Source organism: Paractinoplanes rishiriensis (assembly GCF_016862375.1).
GTDB lineage: Bacteria > Actinomycetota > Actinomycetes > Mycobacteriales > Micromonosporaceae > Actinoplanes > Actinoplanes rishiriensis.
This window is the reverse complement of sequence record NZ_BOMV01000017.1, coordinates 15,343-33,616: the sequence shown is the minus strand read 5'-3', so window position 1 is coordinate 33,616 and position 18,274 is coordinate 15,343. Positions and strand designations below refer to the sequence as shown.

At 71.5% G+C, this 18,274-nt stretch carries 16 protein-coding genes; 9 read left to right on the top strand and 7 right to left on the bottom strand.

Annotated features, from left to right (window positions below; genetic code table 11):
- Positions 1-11: 11 nt before the first annotated feature.
- Together Ari01nite_RS10825 and Ari01nite_RS10820 are read left to right on the top strand one after the other, a co-directional pair.
- Entirely contained in the window at positions 12-872 is an 861-nt protein-coding gene (locus tag Ari01nite_RS10825; protein ID WP_203781031.1) for a nucleoside hydrolase, read from the top strand.
- Between the two features lie 9 nt (positions 873-881).
- Complete coding sequence (locus Ari01nite_RS10820) at positions 882-1,223, top strand: hypothetical protein (protein WP_203781030.1); 342 nt, start codon at positions 882-884, stop codon at positions 1,221-1,223.
- Here the strand turns inward: Ari01nite_RS10820 and Ari01nite_RS10815 are convergent.
- From Ari01nite_RS10815 to Ari01nite_RS10805, 3 genes are read right to left on the bottom strand one after another with little or no spacing between them, the layout of a single operon-like run.
- Positions 1,198-4,929, bottom strand: a complete 3,732-nt coding sequence (locus Ari01nite_RS10815) for an eCIS core domain-containing protein (protein WP_203781029.1) — start codon at positions 4,927-4,929, stop codon at positions 1,198-1,200. The genes Ari01nite_RS10820 and Ari01nite_RS10815 overlap by 26 nt on opposite strands.
- A 55-nt stretch (positions 4,930-4,984) precedes the next feature.
- On the bottom strand, positions 4,985-6,007 hold the full coding sequence (locus tag Ari01nite_RS10810) for a Gfo/Idh/MocA family oxidoreductase (RefSeq protein ID WP_203781028.1): 1,023 nt from the start codon (positions 6,005-6,007) through the stop codon (positions 4,985-4,987).
- 10 nt (positions 6,008-6,017) lie between these two features.
- Complete coding sequence (locus tag Ari01nite_RS10805; RefSeq protein ID WP_203781027.1) at positions 6,018-6,386, bottom strand: FKBP-type peptidyl-prolyl cis-trans isomerase; 369 nt, start codon at positions 6,384-6,386, stop codon at positions 6,018-6,020.
- 177 nt (positions 6,387-6,563) lie between these two features.
- Between Ari01nite_RS10805 and Ari01nite_RS10800 the strand changes: the two genes are divergently transcribed.
- From Ari01nite_RS10800 to Ari01nite_RS10780, 5 genes are all read left to right on the top strand, one after another.
- The gene (locus Ari01nite_RS10800) at positions 6,564-7,448 is read left to right on the top strand and encodes a lytic polysaccharide monooxygenase auxiliary activity family 9 protein (RefSeq protein WP_203781026.1); all 885 of its coding nucleotides are present in this window, start codon (positions 6,564-6,566) and stop codon (positions 7,446-7,448) included.
- Between the two features lie 85 nt (positions 7,449-7,533).
- Positions 7,534-7,809 (top strand): hypothetical protein, encoded by a 276-nt coding sequence (locus Ari01nite_RS10795; protein ID WP_203781025.1) that lies wholly within the window; start codon positions 7,534-7,536, stop codon positions 7,807-7,809.
- A 16-nt stretch (positions 7,810-7,825) separates the two neighbouring features.
- Complete coding sequence (locus Ari01nite_RS10790; RefSeq protein WP_203781024.1) at positions 7,826-9,217, top strand: DUF4331 domain-containing protein; 1,392 nt, start codon at positions 7,826-7,828, stop codon at positions 9,215-9,217.
- A 44-nt stretch (positions 9,218-9,261) separates the two neighbouring features.
- Positions 9,262-9,576, top strand: coding sequence for a phospholipase (locus Ari01nite_RS10785; RefSeq protein ID WP_203781023.1), 315 nt, complete (start codon positions 9,262-9,264; stop codon positions 9,574-9,576).
- Between the two features lie 40 nt (positions 9,577-9,616).
- Complete coding sequence (locus Ari01nite_RS10780; protein ID WP_203781022.1) at positions 9,617-10,633, top strand: AraC family transcriptional regulator; 1,017 nt, start codon at positions 9,617-9,619, stop codon at positions 10,631-10,633.
- 7 nt (positions 10,634-10,640) lie between these two features.
- Here Ari01nite_RS10780 and glgC read toward each other — a convergent pair whose 3' ends face one another.
- Positions 10,641-11,873: a glucose-1-phosphate adenylyltransferase gene (gene glgC / locus Ari01nite_RS10775; RefSeq protein WP_203781021.1), complete on the bottom strand. Its 1,233-nt coding sequence runs from the start codon at positions 11,871-11,873 to the stop codon at positions 10,641-10,643.
- Positions 11,874-12,022: 149 nt separating this feature from the next.
- Between glgC and glgA the strand changes: the two genes are divergently transcribed.
- Positions 12,023-13,234: a glycogen synthase gene (glgA, locus tag Ari01nite_RS10770; protein ID WP_239162646.1), complete on the top strand. Its 1,212-nt coding sequence runs from the start codon at positions 12,023-12,025 to the stop codon at positions 13,232-13,234.
- Here glgA and Ari01nite_RS10765 read toward each other — a convergent pair.
- Positions 13,216-14,088 carry an NAD(P)/FAD-dependent oxidoreductase gene (locus Ari01nite_RS10765; RefSeq protein ID WP_203781053.1) on the bottom strand — a complete coding sequence of 291 codons (873 nt, stop codon included), beginning with the start codon at positions 14,086-14,088 and terminating at the stop codon, positions 13,216-13,218. The two genes, glgA and Ari01nite_RS10765, sit on opposite strands and share 19 nt — an antisense overlap.
- Before the next feature lie 61 nt (positions 14,089-14,149).
- Here Ari01nite_RS10765 and Ari01nite_RS10760 point away from each other — a divergent pair, with 61 nt between their 5' ends.
- Positions 14,150-15,775, top strand: coding sequence for a glycoside hydrolase family 10-like protein (locus Ari01nite_RS10760; protein WP_203781020.1), 1,626 nt, complete (start codon positions 14,150-14,152; stop codon positions 15,773-15,775).
- Here Ari01nite_RS10760 and Ari01nite_RS10755 read toward each other — a convergent pair.
- Positions 15,765-17,399 carry an ABC-F family ATP-binding cassette domain-containing protein gene (locus Ari01nite_RS10755; protein ID WP_203781019.1) on the bottom strand — a complete coding sequence of 545 codons (1,635 nt, stop codon included), beginning with the start codon at positions 17,397-17,399 and terminating at the stop codon, positions 15,765-15,767. The two genes, Ari01nite_RS10760 and Ari01nite_RS10755, sit on opposite strands and share 11 nt — an antisense overlap.
- A 48-nt stretch (positions 17,400-17,447) precedes the next feature.
- The gene (locus tag Ari01nite_RS10750; protein WP_203781018.1) at positions 17,448-18,263 is read right to left on the bottom strand and encodes a PhzF family phenazine biosynthesis protein; all 816 of its coding nucleotides are present in this window, start codon (positions 18,261-18,263) and stop codon (positions 17,448-17,450) included.
- Positions 18,264-18,274: the final 11 nt, after the last annotated feature.

The following is an 18,274-nucleotide window of genomic DNA, read 5'->3' as shown; positions in this document are numbered from 1 at the left end:
GGATGGACGCCATGCTGGTGGCGTTCGACATGGAGACCCGCGACCCGGACGACGTGCTCGCGCTCTGCCTGCTGGCCGGGCACCCACGGGTCCGCGTGACGGCGGTCACCGTGAACCCCGGCACCCCGGCACAGATCGGGGTGGTGCGGCACGTGTTGCGCCGCCTCGGTAATGCCGCACCGGTCGGAGCCCGGGTCCCTGACTCGGACCGCGACGCCGTCTCCGCGTTCCACACCGACTGGCTCGGCGATCTGCCGGCCGGCCGGCCGGACGCGATCGCGCACGAGTTGCTCGCCGACGTACTCACCGGCGACACCACGCTGATCACCGGCGCGCCGCTGCACAACCTGCGGCTGCTGCTCACCCGGCATCCCGTCGCGCGGGTGCGTCGCTGGGTTGCGCAGGGCGGCTTCGCCGGCGACAACATGGTGCCGCCGGCGGACCGCCTGGCCAAGTTCGCCGGGGCCGTCACCCAGGAGTCCTACAACTTCGGGCATGACGCCAAGGCGGCGATGCTCGCGCTGAGCAGCCCCCGGGTGAGCGAACGCCTGCTGGTCGCCAAGAACGTCACGCACGGCGTGGCGTGGGACGGGGCCTTGCAGGCCCGGCTCAGAGACCGCGACGAACTCACCCCGGGTGCGCGGCTCGCGGTCGAGGCGATGGACGCTTACCTGCGGCAACGGCCGGAGGGCAAGCTGCTGCACGACCCGCTGGCCGCGGCCGCCGCGCTCGACCCCGGGGCTTTCACGTGGGTCGAGGCCGAGGTCTTCCGGGAGCAGGGCAGGTGGGGGTCGAGGCCGTCCCACGGCACGGATACGCGGGTGAGCGTCGCCGTCGACGCCGAGCGCGCCCTGCGGGCCCTGATGTGGTGAACTTATCGCGTGAAGCTCCAGGCTTGGATCTACGTGCTCCCGATGGCCGGCCGCGACACCGGCGCCGTGATCGCGCAGGTGGCCGAGATGAAGGCGGCGCTCGACCCGCTGTTGGAGCGCGGCGTGTTCGCCGGCTGGCGGATCTTCTCGCTGCTCACCGACGACGACTTCGACGACAAGGACGTGGACCGCGAGTTCGTCGAGCCGATCACCGGCGGCGAGCTCCCGGCCGTCTTCCTCAACATCACCTACGACCTGGAACGGAACTCGCCCGGTGACCCGCAGGTCGAGGCGTTCCTCGACCGCACCGGCCTGGTGCACTCGTTCACGGACCCGCCGGTTTCTGACTGAGTAGCTCGATGAGCACGTCGCGAGTGGTCTGGCCGGGCTTCGGGTAGATCACCCGGACGATCCGGCCGGTCTTGTCGAAGATGGTGATCGGCTCGGTCGAGGCGGGGTTGAAGGCGACCTCCATGTCGTCGCCGAGCGCCATCCGCACCGCCTGCTCGTCGGACGTGATCCGGTCGGCATTGGGGGCGCCCTTCTTCATCTGGCCGCTGCGCGGCTGCATCGTGATACCGCCCGCCGGGTCGAGCTGCTCGAAGCCCAGCCGTTCGCGGATCCAGTGGGTCTCGAACGTCACGCCCGGGTTTTTCTCCGCGAGCGGTTTGAAGATCTGGTCGCGCAGCGAGCGGCCGGTGGTGCCGCCCATGTAGTAGTCGACCACCGCGATGTTCTTGGCGCCGCCGTCGATCAGCGCCTGGAACTCGGCCTGCATCGCCGTGTCCTCGAACTTGCCGCCCTTCTGCTTCGGATCCGGGTTGCGGTGCACCTGCATGGTGCGGACCCGGCCGGCGAGGTCGGGGCTGGCCGCCTTGAGGACGTCGGTCAGGAAGGCCCCGCCGCGGACCATGCCGACGATCACGTCCGGTTTCTGCGCGGTGAGCTGGGTGACCAGGTCGGCGACCGCCTTCTGGTTCTCGGCCACCACGGTGTCCAGGGCGAACCCCTCGAGTTCGCCCCGCTCCTTGCCGGTCGGCGTGCGCAGTTGGTTGATCACCTCGGCGCGCTCGGCGTTCGTGGAACCCGGCTTGTCGATCAGCCCGGCCAGCTTCACGAGTCGCGGTTGCAGATCGGCGGGGGTGGACCGTTCGGCGAAGAACATCGGGGGCTGCGCCTGCACCTGCGCGGTGACCACCCGGCGGCCGCTGGCGTCGACGGTCTCGGTGACCGAGGCGCCGAGCGCCTTCATCCTGTCCACCAGCACCTGGGTGGTGCCCGCCTCGTACGTGTATTGGCTCAGCCCGCCGCCGCGCTGCAGCCCGACCCGCTCGGGTAGCTCGAACGACCTGGTCAGCAACTCACCGCTGATCGCCGCCTGCTCCTGGGCCAGGTCGCCCATCGCCTTGCGCAGCGCATCGGCGCCGATCGCGGTGTCGCCGCGGACCGACTCGACGATCGTGCGCAGTTTCGCGTCGAGTTCGGCGGCCTGCTTGCGGAGCGGCTCGATCACCGCCGGATCCTCGGCCTTGCCGCTGGCCAGGGCGGTCCGCATCTGCTCGGCCAGCTTGGCCCGGCCGGCCTCGATCTGGGCCAGATCGGTGCCGTACTTGGCGTGGAACCGCTCCAGCGCGGCCAGCTGCCGCCGGCTGCCGATCATGTTGCTGACCGAGCGGGCGGTGACGCTCAGCGCCGCGTACATGACCAGGCTTTCCAGCGCCATGACCCCGAACTCGTCGGCGGTCGGCCAGCGGCCCTCCTCGATCCGGAAGTGCACCGTGCCCCAGGCCTGCAGGATCGGGAACGCGGCGGCGTGCTGGGCCGCGCCGATCGCCATGGTGCCGAAGCCACGGGCGGCCATCGCCGTCCGGACCCCCTCGCCGACACCGCGCAGCAGGCCGAACAGGCCAGCGTTCATGATCAGGTCGAGCAGCAGCGGGGTGGTCTGCGGCGCGATCATGCCGCTCAGCCCACGCTGGACGGTGGTGAAGGTGACCGTCTCGAGGGCGACCGACCCGGCCACCGCGAGCATCGTCGCGCCCTCGCCGGCCGCGACCAGCGCACCGACGCCGGCCGTGGCGACGGTCGCGATCAGCAGGATGGCGAAGCCGGTGATCAGGCTCGAGGTGCGGATCAGGTCCGGTATCGAGGTGTAGAACTTTTCGACGGCGGGGTCGGCGCGGTACTGCGAGAGCCCCGCGCGCAGGCCGTCGAGGTCGTTGCCCAACGCCAGGTCACGCAGCCCGGCGAGGCGCTTCATCAGCGCGACGACGTCCTCGTAGCCGCTCAGGACGACGTTGAAGTTGCCGGCCAGTGCCTCGTACCCGTGCACCGCCCGGTCCCAGTGGTTGACCCCCTCCATGCTGAGCTGGATCATCTCGACCGCGGCGGCGAAGCGCTTCTCGCGGTCGGTGACGTCGGCGGCACCGGCCTCGCGCGCCGCGGCCAGCTCGCGGGCCTGGACGTCCAGCTGGGCCAGCCGGCCGCGGATCCAGGTGGCCCACTCGGTCATCTGTGCCACCCGCGGGTTGAGCAGCTCGTAGCCGCCCTGCCGCTTGGACATGATGCCCAGGTCGACCTCGGTCAGTGCCTTGGGCAGGGCCGCCGCGGACGCCTGGGCGACCGCGAACGCCCCCTCCGCGCCCGGCGTCAGTGCCGCGGTCAGGGCCTCGACGTAGCGCGTCCGCACCCGGGTGGTCGCCGCGGTGTAGGCCGGTGCGCTCGCCTGATCGGCGCTGCCCCCTGCGTAGTGCGCGAGCTGGGCGTCGAGCAGCGCCAGGTCGCGCTGGCAGCGTTCCACGATGCGCTGGCCGACCACGATCGGGGCGCTGGCCGCGGCCGGGTCGGTGGCCGCCTGCGCGCGGACCGCGGCGAGCCGGCCGCGTACCGCCGCGACGGCCTGCCCCACCGCGTCGTCCTTCGGGTGCTCGGCGAGGATCTTGTCGAGCACGGCCTCGAGCAGCCGGGCCCGGTCGGCCAGTTCCGCGGCCGGCAGGGCCGGCACCTGTTCGGCCTTGACCGGCGCGTTCCGGGCCTCGTTCTCGGCGGTGGCGAGCTGCTCGCCGGCCCGGACCCCGCCCTCGGCCGCGCCCTCCGCGCGGCGCACCGCGTTGTTGAGCCGGACCGCCTCGGCGCCCTCGTGCACCGCCGTGAAACCGCCGGCCAGCTCGCGGATCATCCGCTTGAGCATGGCCCGGCCGCCGTCGGACTGGGCGAACTGGTCGAGGTTATCGTCGCGGGCCGAGCGGACGAACATGCTGGTCACGTCGTCGCGGTCGCCGTCGTCCAGGGCGTCGAGCACCTGACCGACAAAGCCGTAGTGGCTGGCGGACATCCAGGCCAGGTCGAACAGCCGGCGGCCGAGCGCGTCCTCGTCCAGGTTGCCCCAGGACGTGAAGCTGTCGATCAGCTCGGCCGGGGTCTTGTGCCCCTCGGGCGTCCGCAGCACGACCGGGGTGCTGCCACCGCCGGTGATCGGCGGCAGCTCGCGACGGTCGGTGAAGCGCGTGGCGACCGCCTCGGCCTCGCGCTCGGCGGGGTCGGCCGGGTCGGACACCCAGGAACTCGCCGCCGGGCCGCCGCCCTGCCGGACGTGAGTGAGCTCGTGGGCCATCAGCTGCCGGTCGCCGGTCGACTGCCCGGCGCCGAGGTAGATGTCCGGCCCGAGGGTGAAGGCGCGGGCTCCGGCCTGGTGCGCGGCGTGCGCCGCCGCGTCGGAGCGGTGCACGCGGACGTCCGAGAAGTCGGCGCCGAACGCAGTCTCCGCCTCGGCCCGCAGGCCGTCCGGCAGTTCCTGGCCGGAGCCGCTCGACTCGACCGCCTGCCGGAAGCCCTCCGGTGCGGCCGGGCGTTCGAAGAACGCGGCCAGGGCCCGGTTGCCGCCGGCCGCCATGGCCCGCATCACCGGCGGCGTCGCGGCCGGCGCGGCCGGCTCGGTCACCGTCGCGGCCAGCTCCCGGTTGCCGCCACTGTGGCGGGCCGCGGGCGGTCCGGTGCATGTGTCAGCGGCGGGGGTCTCCTGGTGGGTGGCTGCCGGAGCCACCTCTCGGCCGGGCACCACGTCAGAGTAGACGGCACGTTCCACACCGGGGTTGCTGTGTTCGATACCTGACCTATGCGGACCACGGCTCGGCGGTGGTGGTGACGGTGTGCCCGGTGTCGGCCGCCTCCTCGATGGCGAGCGCCACCTGCTGGTCGTGCATCGCCTCGGCCAGCGGATACGGGGGCGGGCCTGCCCCGCGTACCCAGTCTGCTGTTGCATTGAGAAGGGCGGCGGTGGCTAGCTCGTCGTCGGTGCGGCGCAGCCCCCGGTACGGGTTGCGGTAGAGCACCGTGTCGCCGAGTGTGATGTGGTCGGTGTCGCGCCGGAAGCGGACCAGCGGGGTCCGCACGACGGTGCGCGGACCGGCCAGCCGCAGCACCTCGTCGTCCTGCAACTCGCCGTGGCTGCCGCGCACCAGCAGGCGCCGGAACCGCAGCTGGTTGCGGGTCTGGTGGTCGGTGAAGTCGTACAGTCCGGACCGGCCGCCGCCGAAGTCGAGCATGGCGATCGTGGTGGTGGCGGGCTTCGGGGCGGGGTCGTCGGTCCAGCCGCCGCGGGCCAGCGGGTCGACCAGCGGGCCGGTGTGCCGGGTGGCCCGCACGGTGACCGGGCTCCGGCCGGCGCCGAGGTAGCCGCGGATCAGCGAGACCGCGTGGTAGAGCTGCGTCGACGACACCTGCACCTGCGACGGCTGCCCGATCGCGCCGGCCCGGACCGCGGCCAGCCGGGCGGCGTGCGAGGGCATCAGCAGGTACTGCTCGGCGACCTGCACCAGGCCGGAGCCGCCCACCTCGGACCAGAGCGTGCGCAGCGACGGCAGGTCGCCGGCCGGCGGCGTCTCGGACAGCACCGGCACGCCGCGGCGCACCGCCTCGGTCAGCACGGCCGGGTTCACCGCGCGGGGGAGCGCGGTCACCAGGAAGTCCGGCCGGGTCGCGGTCAGGCACTCGTCGAGCGAGAGAAAGGTGGGTACCGGCAGTTTGCGCGGCGTCCGGACCACGGCACCCAGGCAGGTCAGGCCGTCCAGCATCGCGGCCAGACGCCAGAACGCCGTGGCCCGCCAACCCGCGCCGGCCACGGCGAACGACGTCACGCCCACCTCTTTACTGCACGCCGAGCAGGTCCACCACGAAGATCAGGGTCTCGTTCGGCTTGATCACGCCGCCGGCCCCGCGGGCACCGTAACCCAGGTGCGGCGGGATGGTCAGCTTGCGCCGGCCGCCGACCTTCATGCCGGCGACGCCCTGGTCCCAGCCCTGGATGACCTGGCCGCCGCCCAGCGGGAAGGAGAACGGCTCGCCGCGGTCCCAGGAGGCGTCGAACTGCGCCCCGTTCGAGAAGGAGACGCCCAGGTAGTGCACGGTCACGTACTGACCGGGGCCGGCCTCCGGACCGTCGCCGGGCGCGATGTCCTCGATCACCAGGTCGGCGGGCGGGTCGCCCTGGATCGGGCCGATCTCGGGCTTTTCCATGTTTTCCTCCGGTTTGGGATGGGTCTTTAGTCCGGTTCGGGCGATGGTGGGGCGGTTGGACGGGGCCCCGCCATGCAATCACATCGACGGTGGGGGTGAACGACGGACCACGGATCTGCGTACTTCACCCTGCGGAGCCCGCCCGAGCACCGCACCCGAGCTTCAGGGGAGTACGTCATGATCCGCCGACTTGCCGTGGGGATGGCCGCCGTAGGGATGATCGCCCTGGTGCCGGCGCTGCCCGCGTACGCGCACGGCGCGCCCACCACACCGATCAGCCGGACCGCCGCCTGCGGGGGCAACGGCGGCACGGTGACCGGCTCGGCCGCCTGCAAGGCCGCCCGGCAGGCCAACGGCGGCCCGATCGGGAGCTTCGACAACCTGCGGCTGCCCGGCGTCGACGGCAACGACCGCAGGGCGGTGCCGGACGGCCGGCTGTGCAGCGGCGGGATCGACGCGTACCGGGGGCTGGACCTGGCCCGCGACGACTTCCCGTCGACCACGGTCACCGGCGGCAAGACCCTGGCGATCAAGTACCGCACCACGATCCCGCACCAGGGCAGCTTCCGGATCTATCTGACCAAGCAGGGGTTCGACCCGGGCGCGAAGCTGGGCTGGGACGACCTGGCGAGCAAGCCGATCGCCGAGGTCAAGGATCCGCCGGTACGCAGCGGCGCGTACGTGATGAGCGCGAAGCTGCCCAGCGACCGCACCGGGCGGCACATCCTCTACATCGTGTGGCAGAACACCAGCACGCCGGACACGTACTACTCCTGCTCGGACCTGGTCTTCAAGGCCGCCGCCACAAAAGCCCCGAAACCGGCACCGTCGAAGACCGCTACCAAGGCTCCGGCCGTCGCGAAGCCGGCCGTCAACGCGACGAGCCCGGCGGCACCGGTGACCGGGGAGCCGGCGGAGGCCCAGGCCCTCACTCCGGTGGGTGATGAGAGCCAGGTCACCCTCGGTCACGGCATCATTGCAGGTGCGCTGGCCGTAGGCATCGGCGCCTGTCTCTGGGCCGCGATTGGTGGATTGCTCCGCAGAAGGCGGGAAAACCGTTGAACCGTAAGGGTTCGGCCTTCGTACTGATGGGCGTCGACGCCGTAAGCCCGTCCGAGAGTTTCTTGGAAAGAACGAAAGGCCGAGCATGAGTCGTGTTCGTTACGGCAGCCGGGCGGTCAACCGTCTGTCACGCCGCAAGGTACTCGCGATAGCCGCGACAGCGGGTGTCGGTGTGGCCGGCGTCAGCGTCGCCGGCCTCAGCCTGGCGGGCGAGACCCCAGGGGCGGACGACGGCCAGCCGCTGGTGATTTCCCTGCGCGACGCCTCGAAGGGCACCTTCGACATTTTCTCCGGCGGGTCGAAAACGACGCTGACCGACAAGAAGCTCGCCGAGCGTCTGCTCAAAGCCGTGAAACGCTGAAAAGGGGAACTACCGAATGTCTTCGCATCGTGAGGCCCCCGAGATCAGCAAGGATCCGGTGGCGGACAGCTCCGACCTGTACGCGTTCGTCAGCCCGGACGACCCGGACACCGTGACGATCATCGCGAACTACGTGCCCTTGCAGCTGCCGGCGAGCGGCCCGAACTTCTTCGAGTTCGGCGACGATGTGCTCTACGAAATCCACATCGACTCGAACGGCGACGCGCGGCCGGACGTCACCTATCAGTTCCGGTTCCGCACCGAACTGCGTAACGACAAGACGTTCCTCTACAACACCGGCCAGATCAAGTCGCTGGACGACGAGAACTGGAACCGCCGGCAGTTCTACTCGGTCACCAAGGTGGATTCGCACGGCAAGAGCAAGGTGCTGGCCGAAAAGCTGCCCTGCCCGCCGTGCAACGTCGGGAAAATCTCCATTCCCGATTACGAGAAGCTCGCCGCGGACGCGGTCAAGAAGCTGAAGACCGGCGAAAAGGTGTTCGCCGGCCAGCGCGCCGACGCGTTCTTCGTCGACCTCGGTTCCATTTTCGATCTGGGCACGCTGCGCCCGTTCCAGGACAAGCACCTGGTCGGCCAGAAACTGTTCAACTACGCCGGCAAGGCGGTCAACGCCACCGACAAGCTGAACGTGCACAGCATCGCCATCCAGGTGCCGCTCAAGGACGTGCGCCGGGACGGCAAGAAGAGCGTGCGCGGCCGCGACCCGGAGGCGGTCATCGGCATCTGGACGTCGGCGAGCCGCCGCCAGGTGCAGGTCCGCCGGGGCGACCGCAAGGACGCGGACGTCGAGGTCGGCCCGCAGGTGCAGGTGTCCCGGCTGGGCAACCCGCTGTTCAACGAGGTCATCGTGCCGATGGCCGAGAAGGACAAGTGGAACAGCCTGCCGCCGTCCGAGGACAAGCGGTTCGCCGAGTTCGTCGAGAAGCCCGAGCTGGCCGGCCTGCTGCCGGTGCTCTACCCGGGCCTGTTCGACAACCTGGCCGAGCTGAACGAGAAGGGCACGGCCCGGGCCGACCTGGTGGCGATCCTGCTCACCGGCATCCCGGACGGCCTGATCGAGAACTTCCAGAACGCCACCGGCGACGTGAAGGCGGACATGCTGCGGCTCAACACCGCGGTGCCGCCGGCCAAGGAGCCGAAGGGGTTCGGCCTGCTCGCCGGCGACCTGGCCGGCTTCCCGAACGGCCGCCGGATCTCCGACGACGTGGTGTCGATCTCCATCCGGGCCATCGCGGGCGTCACGTTCGCGCTTGTCGACGAGGCCTTCGAGCCGGACGAGGCGGCCGGTCTGGTGGAACAGGGCCTGAGCATCAAGAACGTCAGCTCCGGGCTGTTGGAGAAGTTCCCCTTCCTGGGTACGCCGTTCGACGGGTTCAACGAGCCGTGACGACACACACGCACAGTCACACGCACAGTCACACGCACCACACCATGGCGCCGTCCGGTCAGGGCACCGTGATGCTCAACATCGGAGCCGACATCGGCGCCCTGGTGATCCACACTCCGGGCCGGTTGCACGGGCACGAGATCGAGGTCAGCCCGGTGTCCGACCCCGCCACCCGCACGCACGCGGCGGTCCGCGCCCGCTACGTGCGGGGCGGTGCGGTCTGGAGTGTGGTGATCGACAGTCTCCCCGCCGGCCGGTACACCGTGTGGCGTGACCCGGTCACGCCGCTCGCCGAGGTTGACGTGCGTGGCGGCGCCGTCGCCGAATTCACCTGGCCGGCGGGGGTAGCCGCCGCCTGACCAATGTCGGCCACCCGCCTTCGGGTCTAGGGTGGACGGCATGGTCGGCGGCGACCCCCCGCGCCCGGGCCCCACGGGTTCCGACAGCCCCGTCCACGTCGCGTTGCGCACGACCGACGTGGACGAGGCCCGGGCGTTCTGCCGCGAACTGTTCTACGGCCCGCTGCACATGAACCCGGTCGGCGACCGCAGCGGGTTCGCCTTCTCCGGCGACGTGGTGACCCTCGGCCCGATCACGGTGGGTGAGATCAGCTACGGCGCCGACGTGCACCTGAGCATCGCCGACCTCGAGGTGGCCTATCACGTGCTCGCGCCGCTGGCCGGCGCGCTGCGGTCGAGGCACCGCGGTGCCACCGTGATCGCCGACCAGACCCGGGCCGCGGTCTACCGCCCGGTGGGCGACATCGACCTGGAGTGGCCCGGCGACTGCCGGCTGCTCAGCGTCAAGGTCGACCGGGCCGCCCTGGAACGCGAACTGGACGCCGCCCTGGACCAGCAGATCGTCACGCCGCTGCTGCTCGGCGCCAGCTTCGACCTGGTCGAGGGCCCGGGCCGCACCTGGGCCGCGCTGGTCCGGCTGCTGCACTCGGAGCTGTGCTCGACCGGCGGCCTGGCCGGCCAGCCGCGGATGGCGGCCCGCTGGCGGGACATGGTGATCAGCGGGCTCGCGCTCACCGTCGAGCATCCGTACGGCGAGGAGGAGCCCGCCGGCCTGCAGGGGCCGCGCCGCCCGCGCACGGTCAAACGCACGCTGGACGCCATGCACGCCGAGCCGTGGCGGCCGTTCACCGCGGGCGAACTCGCCGGGATCGCCGGGGTCGGCGTCCGGGTGCTGCAGGAGGCCTTCCGCCAGCACGTCGGCATGCCCCCGCTCGCCTACCTGCGGCGGCTGCGGCTGGACGGCGTGCACGCCGAACTGTCCCGGTCGGACCCGTGGCAGGTCAACGTCAGCGACGTGGCGTACCGCTGGGGGTTCACTCACCTGGGCCGGTTCGCCGGCGCGTACCGGCAGCGGTTCGGCGTACCGCCCTCACAGACGCTGCGCGAGCGGCGCTGAGCGCGACCTACAACTCGACCTGCTGGCCCTTGCCGATGACCACGATCCCGTTGTCGGAGACCGTGTAGAGCTTGCGGTCGCGGTCGAGGTCGACGCCGATCTGGGCGCCTTCCGGGATCACCACGTTCTTGTCGATGATGGCGTTGCGGACCACCGCGCGGCGGCCCACCGAGACGCCCTCCATGATCACCGAGCCCTCGACGTGCGCCCACGAGTTGACCCGCACGTTCGGCGAGATGACCGATCCCTCGACCAGCCCGCCGGAGACCACCACGCCGGGTGAGATCATCGAGTCGATGGCTCGGCCCTGCCGGTCGTCGTAGCCGTGCACGAACTTGGCCGGCGGCCACGAGCCGTAGTTCGTGAAGATCGGCCAGTCGTGGTTGTAGAGGTTGAAGATCGGCAGCGTCGCGATGAGGTCCATGTGGGCCTCGTAGAACGAGTCGAGCGTCCCCACGTCGCGCCAGTAGCCGCGGTCGCGGTCGGTGCTGCCCGGCACGTCGTTGTCGCGGAAGTCGTAGACGTTGGCCTCGCCCCGCTCCACCAGCATCGGGATGATGTTGCCGCCCATGTCGTGCTTGCTGTCCGGGTCCTGCGCGTCCTTGGTGACCGCCTCGCAGAGCGCCCGGGTGGTGAAGACGTAGTTGCCCATCGACGCGTAGATCTCGTCGGGGGAGCCGGGCAGGCCGTCGACGTCGCGCGGCTTTTCCCGGAAGGCGCGGATCCGCCTGCCGTCCTCGGCCACGTCGATGACGCCGAACTGGTCGGACAGCGTCTTCGGCTGGCGGATGCCGGCGACCGTGACCGCGGCGCCCGAGGCGATGTGCTGCTCGACCATCTGCTTCGGGTCCATCCGGTAGATGTGGTCGGCGCCGAAGACGATGACGTAGTCGGGTTTCTCGTCGTTGATCAGGTTCAGACTCTGATAGATGGCGTCGGCTGAGCCGGCGAACCAGCGCGGTCCGAGCCGCTGCTGCGCCGGCACCGGGGTGACGTAGTTGCCGAGCAGCGTGGACATCCGCCACGTCTTCGTGATGTGCCGGTCCAGCGAGTGCGACTTGTACTGGGTCAGCACGACGATCTTGAGATAACCGCCGTTCGCCAGGTTGGACAGCACGAAATCGATCATGCGGTAGATGCCACCGAACGGGACGCCGGGCTTTGCCCGGTCGGCGGTCAGGGGCATCAGGCGCTTACCTTCACCACCGGCCAGAACGATCGCAAGCACCTTGACAGCCATGGAAGGACGCTAACTTTCCGCCAGCCCGAACGCCAGCCGAAGAGTGCAGCTCGCCGCAAACGTGCTGTGACGGGCCCCGGCGGCTGTCACACTACCTGATCTTGCGCGGCGCGGCGCCGCGTTCCCGCCGAGCGACTAGGCTCCGGTACGTGGCCGAATCCGCTCCACCATCGTTGCGCGTCGATCTGATCACCCGCGAGTACCCGCCCGAGGTTTACGGCGGTGCGGGAGTCCACCTGGAATACCTGGCCCGCGACCTGCGCGCGCTGGCCGACGTCCGGGTGCACTGCTTCGGCGCACCGCGGACCGAGCCGGGGGTGACGGCCTACCCCGAGCCGGCCGAGCTGTCCGGCGCCAACGCGGCGCTGCGCACCATGGGCATCGACCTGGCGATCGCGTCCGGCTGCGCCGGCACGGACATCGTGCACAGTCACACCTGGTACGCGAACTTCGCCGGGCACACCGCCAAGCTGCTGCACGGCGTGCCGCACGTGGTCACCACGCACAGCCTCGAGCCGCTGCGGCCGTGGAAGGCGGAACAGCTGGGCGGCGGCTACGCGCTGTCCAGCTTCTGCGAGCGGGTCGCGATCGAAAATGCGGACGCCATCATCGCGGTCTCCGGCGGCATGAAGAAGGACGTGCTGACCGCCTACCCGACGGTCGACCCGGACCGGATCCGGGTGGTCTACAACGGCATCGACACCGAACAGTACCGGCCGGACCACGGCACCGACGTGATCGACCGGCTGGGCATCGACCTGGGCCGGCCCAGCGTGGTGTTCGTCGGGCGGATCACCCGGCAGAAGGGCCTGCCCTACCTGATGCGGGCCTGCCAGGACCTGCCGGCCGACGCCCAGATCGTGCTGCTGGCCGGCGCGCCGGACACCCCGGAGATCGCCGCCGAGGTCGAGGCGCTGGCCGTGCAGCTGCGCGCGGCCCGCGACGAGCACGGCGTGATCTGGGTGCAGGAGATGCTGCCCAAGCACGAGGTCATCCAGGTGCTCACGCACGCCACCGTGTTCGTCTGCCCGTCGATCTACGAGCCGATGGGCATCGTCAACCTCGAGGCGATGGCCTGCGAGACGGCCGTGGTGGCGACCGCCACCGGTGGCATCCCCGAGGTGGTGGCCGACGGCGAGACCGGCGTGCTGGTGCCGGTCGACCAGCTGCCGGACGGCACCGGCACCCCGGTCGAGCCGGACAAGTTCGTGGCCGACCTGGCCGCCGCCCTGACCCGGGTGCTGCAGGACCCGCAGCGGGCCGCCGAGCTGGGCAGGGCCGGCCGGCGCCGGGCGGTCGAGCACTTCAGCTGGTCGCGGATCGCCGAGGACACCACGGCGGTCTATCGCTCGGTGCTCTGAATGCCGGGCTTTCCCAAGATGGCCCGGGCGGCGGCCCGGCCGGACAGCCAGGCGGTCTGCACGCGCGGCCGGCCGAACGCGTCCCCGCACAGGTAGGTGGTGCCCGACCTGGCGAAACCGCCGTGCCCGGGACGCGGTTGCGCGTACGGCCAATGTTTGATGGTGACCTGCGGCGCGGCAGTCAGGCCGAGCGCCTCGGCGACCGCGTGGACCAGGGCCTCCCCGGCCGGGGCCGAGGCGCGGGCGAACGCCGCCGTCGAGTGCGCGACCAGCACCGGAGCCCGGTCGCCGCGCCGGTCGCCGTCGTCGCAGATCGTGGCCAGCACCGGGTGGTCGTTGACGAACGCGCCGCCGAAATCGGGCCAGGTGCGTTCCGGATATTCCAGGATCGCGGTGACCACCGGCGTCCAGATCTGCTCCCGGGCGGCCGGCAGGTCGGCGATCCGCAGCGCCTGCGGGCCCGGCATGGCCAGCACCACGGCGTCCGCGTCCGGCAGCGACGTCACCTCGGTGCCCAGCGTGATCTCCAGGCCGCGGGCCAGGTCGGCGGCCAGGCTGCGCAGCCCGCCCGGCGCGGCCCAGCGCAACGCCGGCGGACCGTGCTGACCGCGGAACGTGTCGGTCCACGGGCGGGCCAGCCCGGCGATCCGCCAGCTCTGCAGCCGGCCGAGAAAGGCAGGATCGTCGGCGGTGAGGTAGGCCGCGCCGGTGTCCACCCAGCGCCCGCCGATCCAATCGCTCGCCAGCCGGCCGCCGGCCTGCCCGTCCCGCTCGATCACCCGGGCCGGCACCCCGGCGTCCACCAGTTCGCGGGCGCAGGCCAGGCCCGCGATCCCGGCTCCGACCACCACCACCGTCACCCCGAAGACTCTACGGCGGGCAAAACCGTCGCACCGGCAAGGCAGACTGTTCCCCATGTTGTCGCGCCGACCGCCCATGCGTCTCGTGCTCGCCCTCGCCGCCGTGCTGTTCACCATGGCGGTGCTCGGCCTGGGTCTGCTGCGGGCCGCGGCCTACAACCCGGCCGAGGTCGGGGGCACCTGGTCGCCGCCGCCCGGCGCGCCCGGGGTGTCCGGCGTGCCGGCCCGGTGCGGCGATCTGCCCGCCCGGGCCACCCGGCAGCTGCGCGGCATGTGGCTCACCACGGTCCTCAACATCGACTTCCCGAGCCGCAAGGGTCTGTCCCAGGCCCAGGTCAAGGCGGAGTACGAAGGCTGGCTCGACCTGGCCGCCGCGCACCGGCACAACGCGATCTTCGTGCACGTCCGGCCCAGCGGCGACGCGTTCTGGCCGTCCGCGTACGCACCCTGGTCGGACTGGCTCACCGGCAAGCGCGACGGCAAGTCGCCCGGCTGGGATCCGCTGGCCTGGATGATCGACCGGGCGCACGCCCGCAACCTGGAGTTCCACGCCTGGTTCAACCCGTACCGCGGATCGCAGCCGGCCCCCGGCGGCGCCGGCGCCGATTTCGCCCAGCTCGCGCCGAACCATCCGCTGCGGGCGCACCGGGACTGGGCGATCGCCCACCCCAAGGGCAGCACCGGCCGGCTCTACTTCGATCCGGGCAACCCCGAGGCGCGGCGCTTCGTCGAGGACGCGATGCTCGAGGCGGTGCAGAAGTACGACATCGACGGCGTCCACTTCGACGACTTCTTCTACCCGTACCCGAAAGCGGGGGAGGACTTCCCCGACGACGCCAGCTACGCCAAGTGGGGCAAGGGCAAGGCCCGCTCGCAGTGGCGCCGGGACAACGTGGACACCCTGGTCCGCGAGATGGACCAGCGGATCAAGGAGCTCAAGCCGTGGGTGAAGTTCGGGATCAGCCCGTTCGGCATCTGGCGCAACAAGACCAACGACCCGGACGGCTCGGACAGCAAGGGCCTGGAGGCGTACGACGCGATCTACGCCGACACCCGCAAGTGGGTGCAGGAGGGCTGGCTCGACTACATCGTCCCGCAGCTGTACTGGCACATCGGCTTCGACAAGGCCGACTACGCCAAGCTGCTGCCGTGGTGGACCAGGCTGGTCAAGGACAGCGGGGTGCAGCTCTACATCGGCCAGGCCGACTACCGGGTCGGCGAGGAGGGCGCCTGGAGCGACCCGGCCGAACTCGACCGCCACCTGGCCCTCGACCGGAAGGCCGGCGTGCAGGGCGAGGTGCACTTCAGCGCCAAGCAGATCCGGGCCGACCGGCTGGGCTCGGCCACCCGGTACCGCGACAAGCACTACGCGGCGCCGGCGCTGCTGCCGGTCATGCCGCAACTGCCCGCGGCGCCCCCGCCCGCGCCCAGGCTGACCGGCACGTCCCGCGCCGCCGACGGGTCGCTGCACTTCGCGGCCGAGTCCACGCCCGGTCCGGCGGCGGCCAGCTGGGCGCTGTACCGGGTGTCCGGCACCGCGGCGGCACTGGTGGCGACCGGCCGCTCCGGCACGCAGGTGGCCGACCCGAAACCGCCGGCCGGCGCGGCGGTCTACTGCCTGAGCGGCCTCGACCGCTCGGGCAACGAGGGCCCGCTCAGCGAGCCGTTGTCTATCCGGTGACCTTGCCGTCGGTCACCTCGAGGTGGCGGTCGGTACTGACCGCCTCCAGCATCCGCCGGTCGTGGGTGACCAGCAGCAGCGTGCCGGTGTAGCTGGACAGCGCCGACTCCAGCTGCTCGATCGCGGGCAGGTCGAGGTGGTTGGTGGGCTCGTCGAGCACGAGCAGGTTGACCCCGCGCGCTTGGAGCAGCGCGAGGGCAGCCCGGGTGCGCTCGCCCGGTGACAGCGTCGCGGCGGGCCGCAGCACGTGCTGCGAACGCAGCCCGAACTTCGCCAGCAACGTCCGGACCTCGGCGTCCGGGAACTCCGGCATGGCCAGCCCGAACGCGGTCAGCAGCGGCTGCTCACCGAGAAAAAGCCCGCGCGCCTGGTCGACCTCGCCGACCACGACGCCCGGCCCGAGATGTGTCTCCCCCGAATCGAGCGGGATGCGGCCGAGTACAGCCCCGAGGAGAGTGGTCTTGCCCGACCCGTTGGCGCCGGTGATCGCCACCCGGTCCGCCCAGTCGATCTGCAGGCTGACCGGCCCGAGCGTGAAGTCGCCGCGCCGCACCACCGCGTCCCGCAGCGAGGCCACCACCGCACCGGCCCGCGGCGCCGCGGCGATCTCCATCCGCAGTTCCCACTCCTTGCGCGGCTCCTCGACCACGTCCAGGCGTTCGATCAGCTTCTCGGTCTGCCGCGCCTTGGCCGCCTGTTTCTCGCTGGTCTCGCCGCGGAAGTGCTTGACGTGCTTGTCCGGGTCGGTGGCCTTGCGCCGCGCGTTGCGGACGCCCTTCTCCATCCAGGCCCGCTGCATCCGCGCCCGCTCGAGCAGATCGTCCTTCTTCTCCGCATACTCCTCGTACTGCTCGCGCGCGTGCCGTCGGGCCCGCTCCCGCTCCTCCAGATACGAGGCGTACCCACCGCCATAGAACCGGACCTGCTGCTGAGCAAGATCAAGTTCCAGGACCTTGGTGACCGTACGCGTGAGGAACTCCCGGTCGTGGCTGACCACCACGGTCCCGGCCCGCAACCCTCCCACGAAGCCCTCGAGCCTCGCCAAGCCGTCCAGGTCGAGATCGTTGGTGGGCTCGTCGAGCAGCACGATGTCGAACCGGCTGAGCAGCAGCGAGGCCATTCCCGCCCGGGCCGCCTGCCCACCGGACAGGGCCGTCATCGGGTGGTCGAGCGCCACCGCCAGCCCCAGCTCGGCGGCCACCTGCTCGGCCCGCTCGTCGAGGTCGGCCCCGCCCAGGTCGAGCCACCGCTCCAGCGCCGCCGAGTAGGCGTCGTCCGAGCCCGGGCGCCCCTCGGTCAGCGCCTCGGTGGCGGCGTCGAGCGCGGCCTGCGCCGGCCCCACCCCCGTGCGCCGGGCGAGGAAGTCACGGACCGTCTCGCCGGCCCGGCGTTCCCGCTCCTGCGGCAGATAGCCGACGTTGGCGGTGGGCGGGCTGAGCGAGATGGTCCCGCTCTCCACCGGCACCAGTCCCGCCAGCGTCCGCAGCAGTGTCGTCTTGCCGGCGCCGTTGACCCCCACCAGCCCGATCACGTCGCCCGGTGCGACGACCAGATCGAGGCCGGCGAAGAGAGTGCGGTCGCCGTGCCCAGCGGCAAGTTCCCGGGCGATCATCGTGGCGCTCATCTCGGAGAATTATCCTATGCGGCGGCTCAAGCGCTTTTCCGCCACCCGCTACGCCGGGATCGGGACGGCGTGGCCGGTCACCCGGGCGCCGGGGACGGTGGGGGAGAGGCGCACGGTGATGCGGCTCGGGCGGCCCATGTCGTCGCCCTGGCGCAGGTGGATCGTGGCGGACTCCGGGACCAGCGACAGCGCGCGCAGGTAACCGCCGAGAGCAGCGGCCGCCGCGCCGGTGGCCGGGTCCTCGTAGACGCCGCCGACCGGGAACGGGTTGCGGACGTCGAACGCGTCGGCAGCGGTGCGGTGGATCAGCTGGATGGTGGTCCAGTCGTGGGACCGCATCAGGGTCGTCAAGGCCGGGACGTCGTAGTCCAGGTCGGCCAGCCGGGACCGGGTCGCGGCGGCGATGACCGGGTGGAACGCTCCGGCGTAGGCCACCCGCGGCGGCAGGGAGTCGTCCAGGTCGGAAGCGGCCCAGCGCAGGGCGGCCAGCAGTGCGTCCAGGTCGGGCAGCTCGGTCACGGCGGTGGCCACGCTGGTCAGGGTGGCCTGACCGGCCTCGTCGACGGTCACCGGGACGTCGCCGGCGTTGGTCTGGAAGACATGCGTGCCGGGGCCCAGCGCCACCGCCGTCGCGACCGTGGCGTGACCGCAGAACGGGACCTCGGCCAGCGGGCTGAAGTACCGGACCCGGTAGCGCCCGTTCCCGTCCGCCGAGGTGACGAAGGCGGTTTCCGAATAGCCGACACCGGCGGCGATGGCCAGCATGCCGGCGTCGTCCAGTCCCGCCGCGTCGCGAACCACTCCCGCCGGGTTGCCGCCGGCCGGGTCGGTGCTGAACGCCGTGTACCGCTCGATCGTCGTCATGCCACTGATCC